Below are 18,253 nucleotides of genomic sequence, written 5' to 3'. Positions count from 1 at the left end.
TAAACTTTTGATCGACGTAAATAAGTTTGAAAGTATGCAAATTGGTTTAGCTTCGCCAAACAAGATCAGAAGTTGGTCTTATGGTGAGGTTAAAAAGCCTGAAACTATTAACTACCGTACTTTGAAACCAGAAAAAGACGGTTTGTTCGATGAGAGAATCTTTGGGCCAACTAAAGACTGGTCTTGTGCTTGTGGTAAGTACAAAGGTGTTCGCTACCGTGGGATCGTTTGTGATCGTTGTGGTGTTGAAGTGACTTCTTCTAAGGTAAGAAGAGAACGTATGGGTCACATCGAATTAGCTGCTCCAGTTTCTCACATTTGGTACTTCAAGGGTATTCCATCACGTATGGGCTTGGTTCTTGATATTTCACCTCGTTCATTGGAAGAAGTAATTTACTTTGCTGCATATATTGTTATTGATCCAGGTGATACTGATCTAGAATACAAGCAACTCTTAACTGATGCGGAATTCCGTGAAAAGAAGGCAAAATATGGTAACCGATTCACTGCTAAGATGGGTGCTGAAGCTATTAAGGACCTTCTTGAACAAGTAGATGTTGACAAAGAAGTCAAGGAATTAAAAGAAGAGTTAAAGACTGCCCAAGGTCAAAAGAGAACTCGTGCTATTAGACGTCTTGACATCTTAGATGCATTTAAGAACTCTGGCAACAAGCCTGAATGGATGGTTATGGATTGTATCCCAGTTATTCCACCAGACTTACGTCCAATGGTTCAACTTGACGGTGGTCGTTTCGCTGTTTCTGACTTGAATGACTTATACAGACGTGTTATTAACAGAAATAACCGTTTGAAGAGATTACTTGATTTAAATGCTCCTCGTATCATTGTTCAAAACGAAAAGAGAATGTTACAAGAAGCTGTTGATGCCTTAATCGACAATGGACGTCGTGGTCGTCCAGTAGTAGGACCAGGTAATCGTCCACTTAAATCACTTTCTCACATGTTAAAGGGTAAGCAAGGTCGTTTCCGTCAGAACTTGCTTGGTAAGCGTGTTGACTATTCAGGTCGTTCAGTTATTGATGTTTCACCAAAATTAAAGTTCTACCAATGTGGTGTGCCACGCCCAATGGCTCTTGAATTATTTAAGCCATTTGTAATGCACGAATTGGTAAAGCGTGGTTTAGCTTCTAATATTAAGAATGCTAAGCGTAAGATTGACCGTGAAGATGATGATATTTGGGACATCTTAGAAGATGTTATCAAGGAAAGACCTGTTCTTTTAAACCGTGCACCTACTCTTCACCGTTTAGGTATTCAAGCATTTGAACCTGTTTTAGTTCCAGGTAAGTCAATCAGACTTCACCCATTAGCTTGTGAAGCTTATAATGCCGACTTCGACGGTGACCAGATGGCTATCCACGTGCCTTTATCTGATGAAGCTGTTGCAGAATCACGTCTTTTAATGCTTGCAGCCCACCATATCTTGGCACCTAAGGATGGTAAGCCAATCGTTACTCCATCACAGGACGTTGTTTTGGGTAACTACTGGTTAACTCAAGCAGAGCGTGGTCGCGAAGGTGAAGGTATGATTTTTGATTCACCAGAAGAAGCAGCAATTGCTTATGCAAATGGCGACATCCACTACCATACTAGAATTGGTTTGGCCGCAGATTCTATGCCTGAAAAGCCATGGCCAAAGGGACATGAGCACGGTATCTTTGTGACTACTTATGGTAAGTTGGTATTTAACCAAATCTTCCCTAAAGACTTCTTCTACCTAAACGATCCGACTCAAGAGAACTTGACTCATCCATTGGATGAAAAGTACTTCTTACAACCAGGTGAAGACATCCACGAAAAGTTGGATAACATGAGATTAGGCGATGCCTTTAAGAAGGGCTTCTTATCAGATGCAATCGCCCAAGTTTATAAGGAATACAAGGTTCAAAGAACTTCAGACCTTTTGGACGATATGAAGGAATTAGGATACACTGCATGTACTACTTCCGGCTTGACTATCGGTGTTGAAGATATTCCTGAAATTACTGATAAGGATGACATCGTAGCTCAAGCACGTAAGAAGGTTGACACTGTTTCTAAGCAATATCGTCGTGGTTTGATTACTGATGAAGAAAGACACGATCGAGTAATTAGCATTTGGAACCAATGTAAAGATGTTGTTCAAAATGAGATTGCTCAAATTCACGCTCCAAGAAACCCAATCACTGTCATGGCTGATTCTGGTGCTCGTGGTAACATCTCTAACTTTACTCAGTTAGCTGGTATGCGTGGTTTGATGGCCGCTCCTAACGGTGGTATGATGGAAATTCCTGTTACTTCTAACTTCCGTGAAGGACTTACCGTCTTGGAAATGTTCATGTCTACTCACGGTGCTCGTAAGGGAATGACTGATACTGCTTTGAAGACTGCTAACTCTGGTTACTTAACCCGTCGTTTGGTTGATGTTGCTCAAGATGTTATCATCCGCGAAGAAGATTGTGGTACTGACCGTGGTTTGACTGTTCACGCCATTACTGAAGGTGATGAAATGATCGAGCCATTGTTTGACCGTTTAGTTGGTCGTTATACTTCTAAGAGTGTTTACGATCCTGAGACTCATGAAGTGATTTGTCCAGCAAATGTAATGATGGACGAAGATATGGCGCACAAGATCGTTGATGCTGGAGTAACTGAAGTAACTATTCGTTCCGTATTTACTTGCAACACCCAACATGGTGTATGTAAGATGTGTTATGGTATGAACCTTGCAACAGGTGAAGATGTTGAAGTTGGTGAAGCAGTTGGTACTGTTGCCGCTCAATCTATCGGTGAACCTGGTACTCAGTTGACTATGCGTAACTTCCACAACGGTGGTGTTGCCGGTGCTGCCGATATTACTCAAGGTCTTCCTCGTGTACAAGAATTGTTTGAAGCTCGTAATCCTAAGGGACGCGCTGCAATTTCTGAAGTAACTGGTGAAGTTGTTTCAATTGAAGAAGATCAAGCAGAACATACTCGCCAAATTACTGTTAAAGGTGAAACTGATACCAGAACTTATGATGTACCATACACTGCCTCTGTTGCAGTTAGTGAAGGCGACCATATTAATCGTGGTGAGAAGTTAACTCTCGGTTCAATTGATCCTAAGGAATTAATCAGAGTACGTGACGCCTTGACTACTGAAAAGTATATCTTAAGCGAAATTCAAAAGGCTTACAGAATGCAGGGTGTAGAAATCGCTGATAAACACGTTGAGGTAATGGCTCGCCAAATGCTTCAAAAAGTTCGTATCCTTGATCCAGGTGAAACTGATATTCTACCTGGTGAATTAATGGATATTAGCGAATTCAGAGATAGAAACAAAGAAGTTATTATCTCAGGTGGTATTCCTGCAACAGCTCAAAGTGTAATTCTTGGTATTACTAAGGCTGCTTTGGAAACTAATAGTTTCTTATCTGCTGCTTCATTCCAAGAGACTACCCGTGTACTTACTGATGCTTCAATTCGTGGTAAGAATGATCCATTACTTGGTCTTAAGGAAAATGTTATTATTGGTAAGATTATTCCTGCTGGTACTGGTATGCCTGTTTACCGTGAAATGGAACCTAAGGTTGATGCACCTGTTGCTGTTAAGGAAGAGAATAAGCCATTGCAAACTATTGCAGATGTAAAAAGAAAATTAGACGCTGCTGATAAAGAAAAATCTAAATAAACTCAACTAACCTGTAATAGTTAGGGTTTAATACATTTGTGTTTAAAAAGGGAACTGTCATAATGATAGTTCCCTTTTTTTGCAACTTTAGTTTAAATTATTGATAATTAAACCGCCTAAAATAAACGGAATAAATGCTAGCGAGTGAGAATTGGGATTCAAAAGATAATAAATCAAAAACAAAATACATCCCAATAGTAGAATATGGACAGCTACTAGGCTACCAAGATATAGTCCTAAAAAGATGAAAATAATTAAATCACCAAAACCCATTTTACTTTTTGAAATTTCTAGGACAAAGAATAAAGCTAAAAAAATTAAAACTATCCAGTCCAATAATTCAAAATTATAAAAAGCACTAAGTGGTGATAAAAAAGTAATCAAGCTAATAGGAATAAGAAAAATTGTTGAAAATTCCTGATCTTGAAAATCCTGTAAAGCAATAACTAATAGATAGAATAAAAAGATTATATCTAGGATCGCATAGAAACTGTAAAAATTAATTTTAAAAAAAGTAAAACCACCTAATATTTCGCTGACAATCGTCACTATCGGAATAGATTCTTTACAAAACTTGCATCTGCCTTTATTTTTTAGAAATGAATAGATGGGAATTTCATCTAGTAAAGATAAGTTCATCTGACAATTATCACAGTGAGAGCTACCCCAGATAAAATTTTCTTTATTTAAGCGCTGGGTAATTACCAATGCGTGAGAACCTAAGCAGGTTCCAATAATAAATTTAAAAATCAAAATAATATTTTCCATTTTTGTCACCTCAAGTTTATATACGCAAAAAATGTCAAAAATCTCTTAAAAATATTGTTGACCCACAACTTTATTCGCGTTAAACTATTCCTTGTGCATATAAATACGATGTCCGTGAGGTCGAAAAAGAAACTCCCGGATGTGTGAACAAATTAGGAGGAACATTTAATGCCAACAATTAACCAATTGGTTAGAAAAGGCCGTCACTCAAAGACGACTAAATCTAACTCACCAGCTTTAAACTATTCTTACAATAGTATGAAGAAGAAGATGAACTACACTCCAGCTCCACAAATGCGTGGTGTTGCTACTCGTGTAGGTACTATGACACCTAAGAAGCCTAACTCAGCATTACGTAAGTATGCTCGTGTTCGCCTTTCAAACATGATCGAAGTTACTGCTTACATCCCTGGTATTGGTCACAACTTGCAAGAACACTCAGTTGTATTAATTCGTGGTGGTCGTGTAAAGGACCTTCCTGGTGTTCGTTACCACATTATTCGTGGTGCTTTGGATACTGCAGGTGTTGATGGCAGAAAGCAAGGCCGTTCTAAGTACGGTGCAAAGAAGGACTAATAGGAGGAATTACGAATGCCTAGAAAAGGTAAAGTTGCTAAGAGAGACGTTTTAGCAGATCCAGTTTATAACTCTAAGTTGGTTACTAAGTTAGTAAACCACTTAATGATTGATGGTAAGAAGGCAAAGGCATCTTCAATTCTTTACGATGCTTTTAACATTATTAAGGACAAGACTGGTAGAGAACCAGTTGAAGTTTTTGAAGAAGCAATGAACAATGTTATGCCTGTATTGGAAGTTAAAGCTCGCCGTATCGGTGGTTCTAACTACCAAATCCCAGTTGAAGTTCGCCCAGAAAGAAGAACTACTCTTGGTTTAAGATGGATCGTTTCATACGCACGTTTACGTAATGAACACACTATGGACGAACGTCTTGCAAACGAAATCATGGATGCTGCAAACAACACTGGTTCTGCAGTTAAGAAACGTGAAGACGTCCACAGAATGGCAGAAGCAAACCGTGCATTTGCTCACTACCGCTACTAATCGTTAGTTTTTAAAGGAGATATATTTTATGGCTAACAAACGTGAATTCCCTTTGGAAAAGACACGTAATATCGGTATCATGGCCCACATTGATGCTGGTAAGACTACTACTACTGAACGTATTTTGTACTATACTGGTAAGATCCACAAAATTGGTGAAACTCACGAAGGTGATTCACAAATGGACTGGATGGACGAAGAAAAAGAACGTGGTATCACTATTACTTCCGCAGCTACTACTGCTCAATGGAATGATTACCGTGTTAACATCATCGACACCCCAGGACACGTTGACTTTACTATAGAAGTAGAACGTTCACTTCGTGTTCTTGACGGTGCTGTAACTGTTTTGGATGCTCAAGCTGGTGTAGAACCACAAACTGAAAATGTTTGGCGTCAAGCTGAAACTTACGGTGTTCCACGTATTGTTTTCGTTAACAAGATGGATAAGATTGGTGCTGATTTTGACAAGTCAGTTGAATCTTTACATGAACGTTTAAATGCTAATGCTCATGCCGTTCAAATGCCAATCGGTTCAGCTGATACTTTTGAAGGTGTTATCGACTTAATCGAAATGGTTGCTGATATCTATGACGAAGATAAGCTTGGTGCTAAGTGGGAAACTGTTCCAGTTCCTGACGAATACAAGGAAGAAGCTGAAAAGCGTCGTGCAGCATTAATTGAAGCCGTTGCTGATGTTGATGACAACATCATGGAAAAATACCTTGGCGGTGAAGAAATTTCAAACGATGAATTAAAGGCTGCTATCCGTAAGGCTACTTTAGACTTGGAATTCTTCCCAGTTTATGCAGGTTCAGCATTCAAGAACAAGGGTGTTCAAATGATGCTTGATGGTGTTGTAGATTACTTACCATCACCACTTGATGTTAAACCTTATGTTGCACATAATCCTAAGACTGGTGATGAAGTTGAACTTATTGCTGATGACAACAAGCCATTTGCTGCCTTAGCATTTAAGATTGCAACTGACCCATTCGTAGGTCGTTTAACTTTCATCCGTGTTTACACTGGTACTCTTCAATCAGGTTCATACGTTTTGAATGCATCTAAGAACTCACGTGAACGTGTAGGTCGTTTGCTTCAAATGCACGCTAACTCAAGAACTGAAATTCCAGAAGTATTCTCAGGTGATATTGCTGGTGCTATCGGTTTGAAGAACACTACTACTGGTGATTCATTGACTGATCCAGATCACCCACTTATTTTGGAAAGCTTACAAGTTCCAGACCCAGTTATCCAAGTTTCTGTTGAACCAGAATCTAAGGCTGACCGTGATAAGATGGACGTTGCTTTACAAAAGCTTACTGAAGAAGATCCAACTTTCCGTGCAGAAACTAACCCAGAAACTGGTCAAACTTTAATTTCTGGTATGGGTGAATTACACTTAGATATCATGGTTGAACGTATGAAGCGTGAATTCAACGTTGCTGCTAAGATTGGTAAGCCACAAGTTGCTTACCGTGAAACTTTCACCAAGCCAGCTAAGGCACAAGGTAAGTTTGTACGTCAATCTGGTGGTAAAGGTCAATATGGTGATGTTTGGGTTGAATTTACTCCTAATGAAGAAGGTAAGGGTTACGAATTCGAAGACGCTATCGTTGGTGGTGTTGTTCCTCGTGAATTCATTCCTTCAGTTGACCAAGGTTTACAAGAAGCTATGAAGAATGGTGTTCTTGCTGGTTACCCATTAATTGACGTTAAGGCTAAATTATATGATGGTAGTTACCACGAAGTCGACTCATCAGAAGCTGCCTTCAAAGTTGCTGCATCTCTTGCCTTGAAGAACGCTGCATCTAAGGCTGGTGCTGTAGTCTTAGAACCAATTATGAAGGTTCAAGTAACTACTCCAGAAGAATACTTGGGTGACGTTATGGGTTCACTTACTGCTCGTCGTGGTACTATGGAAGGTATGGAAGACAGAGCTGGTGCTAAGGTTATTAACTCATTTGTTCCACTTTCAGAAATGTTTGGTTACGCAACTACTTTGCGTTCATCAACTCAAGGTCGTGGTACATTCACAATGGTATTTGACCACTATTCACCAACTCCTAAGTCAATCCAAGAAGAAATTATTAAAGAACGCGGTGGCAATAACAGCGCTGAATAATTTTTTAAATAAAAAGCATCGGAGCATTCCGGTGTTTTTTTATGCCCAAAATTTTAAATTTAAAAATGAATTTAATTATTTTTATCAAACCCCTTGATATTTAAGAAAATACCCAGTACAATATAAATCGTGCAATTTAAGGGGTACAGTCTGCTCTTGCACGTTATATGCTTTGACGCAAAAGGTTGCGGCACACCAGGCTGCATTGCCACAGAGGTGGTCGGTAATTTTTGCCGAGCTAGTCATCTTTAAAAGAAGACGAAGGAGGTTATTAGATGGCAAGTCAACAAATTCGTATTAGATTAAAGTCTTACGAACATGGTATTCTCGATGAATCAGCTGCTAAAATCGTAGCAACTGCGCAAAGAACTGGTGCAGAAATTTCAGGTCCAGTTCCATTGCCTACTGAAAGAACTTTGTTCACTGTATTACGTTCACCACACAAGAACAAGGACTCACGTGAACAATTTGAAATTCGTACGCACAAGCGTTTAATTGATATTTTGAATCCAACACCTAAGACTGTTGATTCATTAATGAAGCTTGATCTTCCAAGCGGCGTAGATATCGAGATTAAATTATAATTAGTAAAATAAATATGGAGGTGTAATCATGACCAAAGGAATCTTAGGAAAAAAGGTCGGTATGACTCAAATCTTCACTGAAAATGGTATTTTGGTTCCTGTAACTGTTGTTGAAGCAACCCCTAACGTAGTTTTACAAGTTAAGACTAACGAATCAGATGGTTACGAAGCAGTTCAATTAGGTTACCAAGATATGCGTGAAGTATTGAGCAACAAGCCAGCCAAAGGTCATGCTGCAAAAGCAAAGACTTCACCTAAGCGCTTCATTCGAGAAATCCGCGATGTAGAGCTTAAGGACTACGAAGTCGGCTCAGAAATCACGGTGGACTCATTTAGTGAAGGTGACGTTGTTGACGTTACTGGAACTTCAAAGGGTCATGGTACTCAAGGTAATATCAAGCGTTGGGGCCAATCAAGAGGTCCTGAAACTCACGGTTCAAGATACCACAGAATCGCAGGTTCTATGGGTTCAATTATTAACCGTGTACCTAAGGGTAAGAGATTACCTGGTCACATGGGTGGCAAAAAAGTCACTGTTCAAAACTTAGTAATTGAAAAAGTTGTACCAGAAAAGAACGTATTACTTATCAAGGGTAATGTTCCAGGTGCAAAGAATTCATTAATTTTTGTTAAGTCTGCTGTAAAAGCTGCTAAATAGGAAGGAGGACTATAATGGCTAATTTGCAAGTTATCGATCAAAAAGGTAAATCAGCTGGTAACGTTGATTTAAATGAAGAAATCTTCGGCATTGAACCTAATGAAAGTGTTGTATTTGATGCTATTATTAGACAAAGAGCCGGCATGCGCCAAGGTACTTCCGCTGTAAAGAACAGATCTGCTGTTCGTGGTGGTGGTAAGAAGCCTTGGAGACAAAAGGGAACTGGTCGTGCTCGTCAAGGTTCCATTAGAGCCCCACAATGGCGTGGTGGTGGTACTGTATTCGGTCCTACTCCACGTTCATACAAGATGAGCATGCCACGTAAGGCGCGTCGTTTAGCTATGAAGTCAGTTCTTTCCCAAAAAGTTGCTGACAACGAATTGGTTGTTCTTGATCAATTAACTTTAGCTGCACCTAAGACTAAGGATTTGTTAGCTGTTTTAGATAGCGCAAAGATTAACGGTAAGGTGTTAGTAGTTTCTGATGACAAGAATGTCCAATTATCAGGTAAAAACCTTCCAAAGGTTAAGGTTGTTCCTGTAAATGGCTTAAATATTGTTGATGCGGTTAACTACGATAAACTGTTATTAACTCAAGACGCTATTAAGAGAATTGAGGAGGTTTTGGCATAATGGATGCACATGATATCATCTTACGCCCTGTAGTAACCGAAAAATCCATGGATTTAATGGATGATAATAAGTACACTTTTGATGTTCTTGTGTCAGCTACCAAGACTCAAGTTCGTAATGCTATCGAAGAAATTTTTGATGTAAAAGTTAAAAAAGTTAACATTATGAATGTCCGTGGAAAAGAAAAGAGAGTCGGTCGTTATACTGGTAAGACTGCTCGTCGTAGAAAAGCAATCGTTACTTTAACTGAAGATTCTAATGCAATTAAGATCTTCAATGACAATAACGAGACTAAAGAAGATAAGTAATTAGGAGGTCAGTCAATTGGCAATTATTAAATATAAGCCAACCACAAACGGCAGACGTAATATGACTTCTTCTGACTTTGCTGAGATTACCAAGACTAAGCCTGAAAAGACTTTACTTGAATCACAAAGTCATACTGCTGGTCGTAACTCTTACGGTCATATTACTGTTAGACACCGTGGCGGTGGTCACAAGCAAAAATACCGTATCATTGACTTCAAGCGTAACAAAGATGATGTACATGCAGTAGTTAAGGCAATCGAATACGATCCAAACAGAACTGCTAACATTGCTCTTCTTCACTACACTGATGGTATTAAAGCTTACATTTTAGCTCCAAAAGGCTTAAAAGTAGGCGATATTGTTGAATCTGGTGCAGATGCTGACATCAAGCCAGGTAACGCATTACCATTATCAGCTATCCCTGCAGGTACTGAAATTCATAACATTGAACTTAAGCCAGGTAAGGGTGGTCAATTAGTAAGAAGTGCAGGTACTGTTGCACAAGTACTTGGTTTCGATGGTAAGTACGCTTTAATCAGATTACAAAGTGGCGAAGTTCGTAAAATTTTATCAGCTTGCCGTGCTACTATCGGTTCAGTTGGTAATGAACAACACTCATTAATTCAATTAGGTAAAGCTGGTCGTAAACGTTGGTTGGGCAAGCGTCCACAATCTCGTGGTTCCGTAATGAACCCTAACGATCACCCACATGGTGGTGGTGAAGGTAAGGCTCCAGTTGGTCGTCCACAACCTATGACTCCATGGGGTAAAAAGGCTCGTGGTATCAAGACTAGAAACTCTAAGGCTAGAAGTGAAAAGCTTATTATTCGTCACCGTAAGGGTAACAAATAGTTAAACAAAAGGAGGTTAATTAATGAGCCGTAGTATTAAAAAAGGTCCTTTCGCAGATGCAAGCCTTTTAAAGAAGATCGAAGCCCAAGAAGGCTCCGAAAAGAAGCAAGTAATTAAAACCTGGTCCCGTCGTTCAACTATTTTCCCTTCCTTTGTTGGTTATACAATAGCTGTATACGATGGCAGAAAGCATGTCCCAGTTTATGTTACTGAAGACATGGTTGGTCACAAATTAGGTGAATTTGTGCCTACTAGAACTTTCCACGGCCACAAGGCTGCTGATAAGGCAACTACTACTAAATAAGAAAGGAGAAACATATAAATGGCAGAACAAATTAGTTCAGCTAAAGCTGAAGCAAGAACTGTTCGCATCGCTCCTAGAAAAGCCCGCTTGGTTGTAGACCTTATCCGCGGTAAGAGCGTTGCCGAAGCATTAGCTATCTTAGAATTTACGCCAAGAGCTGCTTCCCCAATCGTTGAAAAAGTTTTGAAATCAGCAATTGCTAACGCAGAACATAATTATGATCTTGAAAGTGCAAACCTTTACGTATCAGAAGCATATGTTAACGAAGGCGCAACTTTAAAGAGATTTCGTCCACGTGCTAAAGGTATGGCTTCTCCAATTAACAAGAGAACCAGCCACGTAGTCGTTGTAGTTTCTGAGAAGAACGATTAAGGGAGGTAAATTTAATGGGTCAAAAAATCAACCCAAATGGTTTCCGTCTTGGTGTTAACCGTGATTGGGAAGCAAAGTGGTATGCAGACAAAGATTACGCTGACACTTTAAATGAAGATTTACGTATTAGAAAGTTCATCTCTGAAAAGTTAGCTGATGCTTCTGTTTCCACTGTAGAAATCGAACGTGCAGCAAATAGAATTAATATTTCTATTCATACTGCTAAGCCTGGTATGGTTATTGGTAAAGGTGGTAAAGAAGTTGAATCTTTAAGAAAGCAACTTAACGCCTTAACTAAGAAGAACGTTCACATTAACATTGTTGAAATTAAAAAGCCTGACTTAGATGCAAAATTAGTTGGTGAAAGTATTGCTCGTCAATTAGAAGCAAGAATCGCTTTCAGACGTGCTACTCGTCAAGCAACTCAAAGATCTATGCGTTCAGGTGCTAAAGGTATTAAGGTTCAAACTGCAGGTCGTTTAAACGGTGCAGATATGGCTAGAAGAGAATGGCACACTGAAGGTAGTGTTCCACTTCATACCTTAAGAGCAGATATTGATTATGCATGGGTAGAAGCTTACACCACTTATGGTCAAATTGGTGTTAAGACTTGGATTAATCGTGGTGAAATTTTACCACAACGTAAAAACAAGCCTGCTTCTAAGAAAGCGAAGGGAGGAAACCAATAGTGTTAGTACCTAAGCGTGTAAAACACCGTCGTGAATTCCGCGGCAAGATGCATGGTGAAGCTAAAGGTGGCAAGACCGTTGCATTTGGTGAATATGGTTTACAAGCTGTTGAATCTCACTGGATTACCAACAGACAAATCGAAGCTGCACGTATTGCCATGACTCGTTACATGAAGCGTGGTGGTCGTGTTTGGATTAAAATCTTCCCACAAAAGTCCTACACTGCTAAAGGTGTTGGTGTTCGTATGGGTTCCGGTAAAGGTGCTCCAGCAGGTTGGGTAGCAGTTGTTAAGAGAGGCAAAGTTATGTTTGAAATCGGCGGCGTTTCTGAAGAGGTCGCTCGTGAAGCATTAAGACTTGCATCTAACAAGCTCCCAATCAAGACTAAGTTTGTTAAGAAGAGTTCGGAAGTAGGTGGCGAATCTAATGAAGGCTAAAGATATCAGAGCATTAACCACTGATCAAATGTTAGAAAAGGAAAAGCAATATAAAGAAGAACTCTTTAACTTGCGTTTCCAACAAGCAACGGGTCAATTAGAGAACACCGCTCGCTTGAGACAAGTCCGCAAAAACATTGCCAGAATTAAAACTATTCTGAGCGAAAATGAATTAAGTAAGAATTAGTGATGGAAGGGAGTTATTAACTTGAGCGAAACTAACGAAAGAAACCGTCGTCACGTATACCAAGGTCGCGTTGTTTCTGACAAGATGGACAAGACTATCACAGTTGTTGTTGATACTTACAAGAACCACCCTGTTTATAAGAAGCGTATCAAGTATTCTAAGAAGTACTACGCTCACGATGAAAACAACGAAGCTAAGATTGGCGATACTGTTCGTATCATGGAAACTCGTCCATTATCACATGCGAAGCGTTACCGTCTTACTAAGATTGTTAAGAAATCCATTTAGTTACGCGGATTTTATTGAGGGGAGGATAAACTAGTGATCCAACACGAAAGCCGTTTAAAGGTTGCTGACAACTCCGGTGCAAGAGAACTTCTAGTTATCAAAGTTTTAGGTGGTTCTAAGCGTAAAACCGGTAATATTGGTGACATCGTAGTCTGTGCTGTTAAACAAGCAACACCAGGTGGCGTTGTCAAAAAAGGTGACGTTGTTAAGGCAGTTATTGTTAGAACAAAGTCAGGTGCACGTCGTGAAGATGGCTCATACATTAAGTTCGATGAAAATGCAGCAGTTGTAATCAACGCTGATAAGAGTCCTCGTGGAACTCGTATTTTTGGGCCAGTTGCCCGTGAACTGCGTGAGCACGATTTCATGAAGATCGTATCTCTTGCTCCTGAAGTATTGTAGAAGTTTTAGGGAGGTGCACTGATGTTTGTTAAAACAGGTGACAAAGTAAAGGTTATTGCCGGTAAAGACAAAGGCAAGGAAGGTACTGTTCTTTCAGTCAACGCCAAAACTAACCGTGTCGTTGTCAAAGGTATCAACAAAATCAAGAAGCACGTTAAGCCTTCACAAACTAACGCTAATGGTGGCGTAGTTGAACAAGAAGGTTCAATTCATGCTTCAAACGTAAAAGTAATTGCAAAAGCAAGTAGTAAAAAAGAAGAAAAGAAGTAGGGAGGAGGACATAAATGGCAAATCGTTTAGTTGAAAAATACTCAAAAGAAATCGCTCCAGCTTTGAACGAAAAGTTTAACTACAAATCTGTAATGCAAATTCCAAAGATTGAAAAGATTGTGTTAAACATGGGTGTTGGTGACGCTGTTTCCAACGCAAAAAATCTTGATGAAGCTGTTGAAGAATTAACTTTAATCGCTGGTCAAAAACCTTTGATTACTAAAGCTAAGAAGTCAATCGCCAACTTCCGTTTACGTGAAGGTATGGCTATCGGTGCTAAGGTAACTCTTAGAGGCGATAGAATGTACGACTTCTTGGACAAGTTAATCAACGTTTCTCTTCCTCGTGTTCGTGATTTCCGTGGTGTAAGTTCAAGATCATTTGATGGTCGTGGTAACTACACTTTGGGTATCAAGGAACAATTGATTTTCCCAGAAATCGATTATGACAAGGTAAACCGCGTAAGAGGTTTGGACGTTGTTATTGTAACTACTGCCAATACTGATGAAGAAGCTCGTGAACTTCTTGCAGAATTTGGTATGCCGTTTGCTAAATAATTTGGAGGACAATTAATGGCTAAAACATCACAAATCGTCAGAAATCATCGTCCTGCTAAGTTCTCATCTCGTGAATACACTCGTTGCGAAAGATGTGGCCGTCCACACTCTGTTTACCGCAAGTTTAAGTTATGCCGTATTTGCTTAAAAGACTTAGCACACAAGGGTCAAATCCCTGGTCTTAAAAAGGCAAGTTGGTAATTAACGGTAAAGGAGGCAAAATTAAATGGTCATGACAGATCCGATTGCAGATTACTTAACTAGAATCAGAAATGCTAACATGGCAAGACATGATTCAGTTGAAATTCCTGCATCATCAATGAAAAAATCACTTAGTGAGATCTTAAAGCAAGAAGGCTTCATTCGTGATTACCAAGTTGAAGAAGACAATAAGCAAGGTATGATCAAGATCTTCTTGAAGTACGGTCCAAATAATGAACGTGTTATTTCTGGTTTAAAGCGTATTTCAAAACCTGGTTTAAGAAACTATGTTAAAGCAGAAAACTTGCCAAAGGTTCTTAATGGTCTTGGCATTGCCATCATTTCTACTTCTGCTGGTGTAATTACTGATAAAGAAGCTAGAGAAAAGAACGTCGGCGGCGAAGTTATTGCCTACGTTTGGTAATATTTGACAGAAAGGAGAACTACTAATGAGCCGAATTGGTTTAAAGGTCATCAACGTTCCTGAAGGTGTCACAGTTACCAAAAATGGTGATGACATCACTGTAAAGGGACCTAAAGGTGAACTTACTAGATACTTTGATCCACGTATTACCTTTGAACAAAACGATGGTGAGATTCATTTCTCTCGTTCAAGTGAAGCTGATAAAGCACTTCATGGTACTGAAAGAGCAAATCTCGCATCAATGATCGAAGGTGTAACCGATGGTTACGTTAAGAAGTTAACTTTAGTCGGTGTTGGTTACCGTGCAGTTGCTCAAGGCAGCAAGTTAACTTTAAACGTTGGTTACTCACACCCAGTTGTATTTGAAGCACCTAAGGGTATTACTGTTAAAACCCCATCAGCAACTTCAATTGAAGTAGAAGGTATTTCAAAGCAAGTTGTAGGTCAATTTGCGGCAGAAATTCGTGACGTTCGTCCACCAGAGCCTTACAAGGGTAAAGGTATTCGTTACGAAGACGAACAAGTACGCCGTAAGGAAGGTAAGACTGGTAAGTAATAAATAGAAAATTTTTGAGGTGAAATTGTGATTTCTAAACCAGATAAAAACAAATTACGCTTAAAGCGTCATAAACGTATTCGTGGTAAAATTTCTGGTACTGCTGAGCGCCCACGCTTAAGTGTTTATCGTTCAAACAAAAACATCTACGCTCAATTAATTGATGATGTAGAGGGTGTAACGCTTGCAAGTGCCTCAACAAATGATAAAGCTATCTCAGCTGAAGGTTCTAAGATGGAACAAGCAGCTCAAGTTGGTAAGGCTTTAGCAGAAGCAGCAGCAAAGAAGAATATCAAGGCTGTAGTATTCGACAGAAGTGGTTACCTTTACCATGGTCGTATCGAAGCCCTTGCTGATGCAGCTCGTCAAAACGGATTAGAATTCTAGGAAAGGAGAATTAACTAATGGCAAACCGCAACGATTCTCGTAGAGATTCTCGCAAAGATCGTAAGAAAGACGATATTGAAGATCAATTAGTAGCAATCAACCGAATCACCAAAGTTGTTAAAGGTGGACGTCGCATGAGATTTGCTGCCGTAGTAATTGTCGGCGACAAAAAAGGCCACGTAGGTTTTGGTACTGGTAAAGCTCAAGAAGTCCCAGAAGCTATCCGTAAGGCAGTTGAAGCTGGTAAGAAGAACATGATTAAAGTGCCTGTTGTTGGTAGTACTATTCCTCATGAAGTCATTGGTCACTATGGCTCAGGAAACATTATGTTAAAGCCAGCTGAAGCAGGTTCTGGAGTTGCAGCTGGTGGTGCTGTTCGTATCATCATGGACTTAGCTGGTATTTCAGATGTAACTTCTAAGTCACTTGGCTCAAACACACCTATCAATGTAATCCGTGCTACTATTGACGGTTTAAAGAAGTTAAAGACTCGTGAAGATGTGTTGAAGCTTCGTGAATCTGCAAAGAGCTTAGAAGATTAAGGAGATAGATGAATGACTGATTTAAAAGTTACCTTAATTAAAAGCGTTGCACACCGTCTACCAAAGCAAAGAAAAATTGTTAAGGCTCTTGGCCTTGGTAAGGTAAACAGTACTGTTGTTCTTCCAGACAACGCTGCTACTCGTGGCGCTTTACTGAAGATTGCACACTTAATCTCTGTTGAAGAGGTTAGCAAGTAAGATATAAAGAATCCAAGGAGGTGCCCGATTAATGAAGCTTAATGAATTAAAGCCAGCTACTGGTTCACGTCGTAGTAGAAAACGTGTTGGCCGTGGTACGTCAAGTGGTTATGGTAAGACTGCTGGTCGTGGTCAAAAAGGACAATTAGCACGTACTGGTGGTAAGACTCGTTTAGGTTTTGAAGGTGGTCAAATGCCATTATTCAGAAGAATGCCTAAGCGTGGTTTCAATAATATTAACCGCAAAGAATATGCTATTATCAATTTAGAAGACTTAAATAGATTTGAAGATGGTAGTGAAGTAACTATTGAAACTTTAAAATCCGTTGGTCTTGTTAAAAAAGAACTTGCAGGAGTTAAGTTGTTAGCTAACGGTGAGTTAAAGGCTAAGTTAACTGTAAAAGTTAATAAAGTTTCTAAAGCTGCTAAAGAAGCAGTTGAAGCCGCTGGCGGAACTGTTGAGGTGATTTAATGCTCTCAACCTTGAAGAACGCCTTCAAGGATAAGGAAATAAGGAGTAAAATATTTTTTACCCTCTTTATCCTCTTGCTATATCGTATTGGTGCTAATATTACGGTACCAGGCGTAGATGCAAAAGCAATCACAAAGGTAGCACAAACTGGCCTTGTTCCTATGTTGGATACTGTTAGTGGTGGTGGCTTGGATAATTACTCAATCTTTTCTTTGGGTGTTTCACCATACATTACAGCCCAGATTGTTATTCAATTATTGCAAATGGACATTGTTCCTAAGTTCGTTGAATGGGGAAAGCAAGGAGAAGTTGGTCGGCGTAAGACTAATCAAGTAACCCGATACTTAGCACTGGCTGTTGCTTTTGTTCAAAGTATTGGGATTACGTTAGGTTTCAATGTGTTGACTCAAATGGGGCTTGTTAAAAATCAAACTCCGCAAACATATGTTGAAATTGCTATTATAATGACAGCTGGTACTATGTTACTTACTTGGCTAGGTGATGAGATTACCGATAAAGGCCTCGGTAATGGTGTATCTGTAATAATTTTTGCAGGTATTATCGCTCGCTTGCCAAATGGTATGTATCAGTTGTATAAGGATATGATTATTAATAATAGCCCTAGTGATCGTTGGCAAGGAATTTTGTTCTTCATTGCGATCATTATCGCCATTTTATTGGTAACGCAATTTGTTACCTGGTTCCAACAAGCTGATTTACGTGTTCCTATTCAATATACGCGTAGAGCTGTTACAAGTGGCTCCGAGAGTTTCCTACCTTTAAAGGTTAATGTTTCTGGAGTTATTCCAGTTATTTTTGCCAGTTCCTTTATTATTACTCCGGCAACAATCTTAATGGTCTTTCAAAAGACTCATGGTGATGAACAGTGGTTTAAGATTTCCAGTGAAATTTTTAGTTTACAAACTACACCTGGAGCATTGATTTATACTTTATTAATCATTTTATTTACTTTCTTCTATGCCTTTGTTCAAGTAAATCCTGAGAAACTTTCTGAAAACTTACAAAAACAGGGTGCATATATTCCTAGTGTTTGGCCAGGTAAGGATACTCAGCAATATGTATCTAGAATATTAATTCGGTTATCTACTGTAGGTTCCGTATTTCTAGGTTTAGTTGCTTTACTTCCACAGTTAGCTACAAATATTTGGGGATTACCTAGTTCCATTGGATTAGGTGGAACCAGTCTTTTAATTGTTATTGGTGTTGTCTTAGAGCTAGCTCGTCAGGTTGATGGCTTGCTCATGAAACGCGAATATGTTGGTTTTATTAGATAGGATTAT

The 18,253-nt window shown here is 39.3% G+C and carries 27 protein-coding genes; 26 read left to right on the top strand and 1 reads right to left on the bottom strand.

The window, feature by feature from the left end:
• The first annotated feature begins 7 nt into the window (after positions 1-7).
• On the top strand, positions 8-3,673 hold the full coding sequence (gene rpoC / locus J2Z60_RS02095) for a DNA-directed RNA polymerase subunit beta' (RefSeq protein WP_209685933.1): 3,666 nt from the start codon (positions 8-10) through the stop codon (positions 3,671-3,673).
• Between the two features lie 87 nt (positions 3,674-3,760).
• On the opposite strand, the gene J2Z60_RS02090 is transcribed toward rpoC, so the two are convergent.
• On the bottom strand, positions 3,761-4,441 hold the full coding sequence (locus tag J2Z60_RS02090) for a prepilin peptidase (RefSeq protein WP_209685931.1): 681 nt from the start codon (positions 4,439-4,441) through the stop codon (positions 3,761-3,763).
• Between the two features lie 168 nt (positions 4,442-4,609).
• On the opposite strand from J2Z60_RS02090, the gene rpsL reads away from it, so the two are divergent.
• From rpsL to secY, 25 genes are all read left to right on the top strand, one after another.
• Positions 4,610-5,017: a 30S ribosomal protein S12 gene (gene rpsL / locus J2Z60_RS02085; protein ID WP_209685929.1), complete on the top strand. Its 408-nt coding sequence runs from the start codon at positions 4,610-4,612 to the stop codon at positions 5,015-5,017.
• A 15-nt stretch (positions 5,018-5,032) separates the two neighbouring features.
• Positions 5,033-5,503 carry a 30S ribosomal protein S7 gene (rpsG, locus tag J2Z60_RS02080; RefSeq protein ID WP_209685927.1) on the top strand — a complete coding sequence of 157 codons (471 nt, stop codon included), beginning with the start codon at positions 5,033-5,035 and terminating at the stop codon, positions 5,501-5,503.
• 28 nt (positions 5,504-5,531) lie between these two features.
• The gene (fusA, locus tag J2Z60_RS02075; protein WP_209685925.1) at positions 5,532-7,631 is read left to right on the top strand and encodes an elongation factor G; all 2,100 of its coding nucleotides are present in this window, start codon (positions 5,532-5,534) and stop codon (positions 7,629-7,631) included.
• Positions 7,632-7,906: 275 nt separating this feature from the next.
• The gene (gene rpsJ, locus J2Z60_RS02070; RefSeq protein ID WP_008469934.1) at positions 7,907-8,215 is read left to right on the top strand and encodes a 30S ribosomal protein S10; all 309 of its coding nucleotides are present in this window, start codon (positions 7,907-7,909) and stop codon (positions 8,213-8,215) included.
• Between the two features lie 28 nt (positions 8,216-8,243).
• Positions 8,244-8,873, top strand: coding sequence for a 50S ribosomal protein L3 (gene rplC, locus J2Z60_RS02065; RefSeq protein ID WP_209685923.1), 630 nt, complete (start codon positions 8,244-8,246; stop codon positions 8,871-8,873).
• 14 nt (positions 8,874-8,887) lie between these two features.
• Entirely contained in the window at positions 8,888-9,505 is a 618-nt protein-coding gene (gene rplD, locus J2Z60_RS02060; RefSeq protein WP_209685921.1) for a 50S ribosomal protein L4, read from the top strand.
• Positions 9,505-9,813 (top strand): 50S ribosomal protein L23, encoded by a 309-nt coding sequence (gene rplW, locus J2Z60_RS02055; protein WP_209685919.1) that lies wholly within the window; start codon positions 9,505-9,507, stop codon positions 9,811-9,813. Before rplD ends, rplW begins: the two co-directional genes overlap by 1 nt.
• A 16-nt stretch (positions 9,814-9,829) precedes the next feature.
• Positions 9,830-10,666 (top strand): 50S ribosomal protein L2, encoded by an 837-nt coding sequence (rplB, locus tag J2Z60_RS02050; protein WP_209685917.1) that lies wholly within the window; start codon positions 9,830-9,832, stop codon positions 10,664-10,666.
• 22 nt (positions 10,667-10,688) lie between these two features.
• Positions 10,689-10,970, top strand: a complete 282-nt coding sequence (gene rpsS / locus J2Z60_RS02045) for a 30S ribosomal protein S19 (RefSeq protein ID WP_209685915.1) — start codon at positions 10,689-10,691, stop codon at positions 10,968-10,970.
• 18 nt (positions 10,971-10,988) lie between these two features.
• Positions 10,989-11,342, top strand: a complete 354-nt coding sequence (rplV, locus tag J2Z60_RS02040) for a 50S ribosomal protein L22 (protein WP_209685913.1) — start codon at positions 10,989-10,991, stop codon at positions 11,340-11,342.
• Positions 11,343-11,356: 14 nt separating this feature from the next.
• Entirely contained in the window at positions 11,357-12,031 is a 675-nt protein-coding gene (gene rpsC / locus J2Z60_RS02035; protein WP_209685911.1) for a 30S ribosomal protein S3, read from the top strand.
• Positions 12,031-12,468, top strand: a complete 438-nt coding sequence (gene rplP / locus J2Z60_RS02030) for a 50S ribosomal protein L16 (RefSeq protein ID WP_209685909.1) — start codon at positions 12,031-12,033, stop codon at positions 12,466-12,468. The genes rpsC and rplP overlap by 1 nt, the downstream gene beginning before the upstream one ends.
• Complete coding sequence (gene rpmC, locus J2Z60_RS02025; protein WP_209685907.1) at positions 12,458-12,655, top strand: 50S ribosomal protein L29; 198 nt, start codon at positions 12,458-12,460, stop codon at positions 12,653-12,655. The genes rplP and rpmC overlap by 11 nt, the downstream gene beginning before the upstream one ends.
• A gap of 21 nt (positions 12,656-12,676) precedes the next feature.
• On the top strand, positions 12,677-12,943 hold the full coding sequence (rpsQ, locus tag J2Z60_RS02020) for a 30S ribosomal protein S17 (protein WP_209685905.1): 267 nt from the start codon (positions 12,677-12,679) through the stop codon (positions 12,941-12,943).
• A 33-nt stretch (positions 12,944-12,976) separates the two neighbouring features.
• On the top strand, positions 12,977-13,345 hold the full coding sequence (gene rplN / locus J2Z60_RS02015) for a 50S ribosomal protein L14 (RefSeq protein WP_209685902.1): 369 nt from the start codon (positions 12,977-12,979) through the stop codon (positions 13,343-13,345).
• Between the two features lie 21 nt (positions 13,346-13,366).
• Positions 13,367-13,615 (top strand): 50S ribosomal protein L24, encoded by a 249-nt coding sequence (rplX, locus tag J2Z60_RS02010; RefSeq protein WP_209685900.1) that lies wholly within the window; start codon positions 13,367-13,369, stop codon positions 13,613-13,615.
• Positions 13,616-13,629: 14 nt separating this feature from the next.
• A complete protein-coding gene (gene rplE, locus J2Z60_RS02005; protein ID WP_209685898.1) occupies positions 13,630-14,172 on the top strand; it encodes a 50S ribosomal protein L5 in 543 nt (180 codons plus the stop codon).
• Between the two features lie 15 nt (positions 14,173-14,187).
• A complete protein-coding gene (locus J2Z60_RS02000) occupies positions 14,188-14,373 on the top strand; it encodes a type Z 30S ribosomal protein S14 (RefSeq protein ID WP_006729422.1) in 186 nt (61 codons plus the stop codon).
• A 25-nt stretch (positions 14,374-14,398) separates the two neighbouring features.
• The gene (gene rpsH / locus J2Z60_RS01995; RefSeq protein WP_209685896.1) at positions 14,399-14,797 is read left to right on the top strand and encodes a 30S ribosomal protein S8; all 399 of its coding nucleotides are present in this window, start codon (positions 14,399-14,401) and stop codon (positions 14,795-14,797) included.
• A gap of 25 nt (positions 14,798-14,822) precedes the next feature.
• The gene (gene rplF / locus J2Z60_RS01990) at positions 14,823-15,353 is read left to right on the top strand and encodes a 50S ribosomal protein L6 (RefSeq protein WP_209685894.1); all 531 of its coding nucleotides are present in this window, start codon (positions 14,823-14,825) and stop codon (positions 15,351-15,353) included.
• Positions 15,354-15,380: 27 nt separating this feature from the next.
• Positions 15,381-15,740: a 50S ribosomal protein L18 gene (gene rplR, locus J2Z60_RS01985; protein WP_209685892.1), complete on the top strand. Its 360-nt coding sequence runs from the start codon at positions 15,381-15,383 to the stop codon at positions 15,738-15,740.
• A gap of 17 nt (positions 15,741-15,757) precedes the next feature.
• Entirely contained in the window at positions 15,758-16,282 is a 525-nt protein-coding gene (gene rpsE / locus J2Z60_RS01980; RefSeq protein WP_209685890.1) for a 30S ribosomal protein S5, read from the top strand.
• Between the two features lie 12 nt (positions 16,283-16,294).
• Complete coding sequence (gene rpmD, locus J2Z60_RS01975; protein ID WP_209685888.1) at positions 16,295-16,480, top strand: 50S ribosomal protein L30; 186 nt, start codon at positions 16,295-16,297, stop codon at positions 16,478-16,480.
• Positions 16,481-16,511: 31 nt separating this feature from the next.
• Complete coding sequence (gene rplO, locus J2Z60_RS01970) at positions 16,512-16,952, top strand: 50S ribosomal protein L15 (RefSeq protein ID WP_209685886.1); 441 nt, start codon at positions 16,512-16,514, stop codon at positions 16,950-16,952.
• Positions 16,952-18,247, top strand: coding sequence for a preprotein translocase subunit SecY (secY, locus tag J2Z60_RS01965; RefSeq protein WP_209685884.1), 1,296 nt, complete (start codon positions 16,952-16,954; stop codon positions 18,245-18,247). The genes rplO and secY overlap by 1 nt, the downstream gene beginning before the upstream one ends.
• Positions 18,248-18,253: the final 6 nt, after the last annotated feature.

The organism is Lactobacillus colini, from assembly GCF_017874575.1.
Lineage (GTDB): Bacteria > Bacillota > Bacilli > Lactobacillales > Lactobacillaceae > Lactobacillus > Lactobacillus colini.
This window is presented reverse-complemented; position numbering and strand designations above follow the sequence as displayed.

Bases quoted from the DNA above. Each gene is read 5' to 3' on its own strand.
- J2Z60_RS02090 (WP_209685931.1), bottom strand. From the start codon at position 4,441: ATGGAAAATATTATTTTGATTTTTAAATTTATTATTGGAACCTGCTTA.
- rpsL (WP_209685929.1), top strand. From the start codon at position 4,610: ATGCCAACAATTAACCAATTGGTTAGAAAAGGCCGTCACTCAAAGACG.
- rpsG (WP_209685927.1), top strand. From the start codon at position 5,033: ATGCCTAGAAAAGGTAAAGTTGCTAAGAGAGACGTTTTAGCAGATCCA.
- fusA (WP_209685925.1), top strand. From the start codon at position 5,532: ATGGCTAACAAACGTGAATTCCCTTTGGAAAAGACACGTAATATCGGT.
- rpsJ (WP_008469934.1), top strand. From the start codon at position 7,907: ATGGCAAGTCAACAAATTCGTATTAGATTAAAGTCTTACGAACATGGT.
- rplC (WP_209685923.1), top strand. From the start codon at position 8,244: ATGACCAAAGGAATCTTAGGAAAAAAGGTCGGTATGACTCAAATCTTC.
- rplD (WP_209685921.1), top strand. From the start codon at position 8,888: ATGGCTAATTTGCAAGTTATCGATCAAAAAGGTAAATCAGCTGGTAAC.
- rplW (WP_209685919.1), top strand. From the start codon at position 9,505: ATGGATGCACATGATATCATCTTACGCCCTGTAGTAACCGAAAAATCC.
- rpsS (WP_209685915.1), top strand. From the start codon at position 10,689: ATGAGCCGTAGTATTAAAAAAGGTCCTTTCGCAGATGCAAGCCTTTTA.
- rplV (WP_209685913.1), top strand. From the start codon at position 10,989: ATGGCAGAACAAATTAGTTCAGCTAAAGCTGAAGCAAGAACTGTTCGC.
- rpsC (WP_209685911.1), top strand. From the start codon at position 11,357: ATGGGTCAAAAAATCAACCCAAATGGTTTCCGTCTTGGTGTTAACCGT.
- rpmC (WP_209685907.1), top strand. From the start codon at position 12,458: ATGAAGGCTAAAGATATCAGAGCATTAACCACTGATCAAATGTTAGAA.
- rplX (WP_209685900.1), top strand. From the start codon at position 13,367: ATGTTTGTTAAAACAGGTGACAAAGTAAAGGTTATTGCCGGTAAAGAC.
- rplE (WP_209685898.1), top strand. From the start codon at position 13,630: ATGGCAAATCGTTTAGTTGAAAAATACTCAAAAGAAATCGCTCCAGCT.
- J2Z60_RS02000 (WP_006729422.1), top strand. From the start codon at position 14,188: ATGGCTAAAACATCACAAATCGTCAGAAATCATCGTCCTGCTAAGTTC.
- rpsH (WP_209685896.1), top strand. From the start codon at position 14,399: ATGGTCATGACAGATCCGATTGCAGATTACTTAACTAGAATCAGAAAT.
- rplF (WP_209685894.1), top strand. From the start codon at position 14,823: ATGAGCCGAATTGGTTTAAAGGTCATCAACGTTCCTGAAGGTGTCACA.
- rpsE (WP_209685890.1), top strand. From the start codon at position 15,758: ATGGCAAACCGCAACGATTCTCGTAGAGATTCTCGCAAAGATCGTAAG.
- rpmD (WP_209685888.1), top strand. From the start codon at position 16,295: ATGACTGATTTAAAAGTTACCTTAATTAAAAGCGTTGCACACCGTCTA.
- rplO (WP_209685886.1), top strand. From the start codon at position 16,512: ATGAAGCTTAATGAATTAAAGCCAGCTACTGGTTCACGTCGTAGTAGA.
- secY (WP_209685884.1), top strand. From the start codon at position 16,952: ATGCTCTCAACCTTGAAGAACGCCTTCAAGGATAAGGAAATAAGGAGT.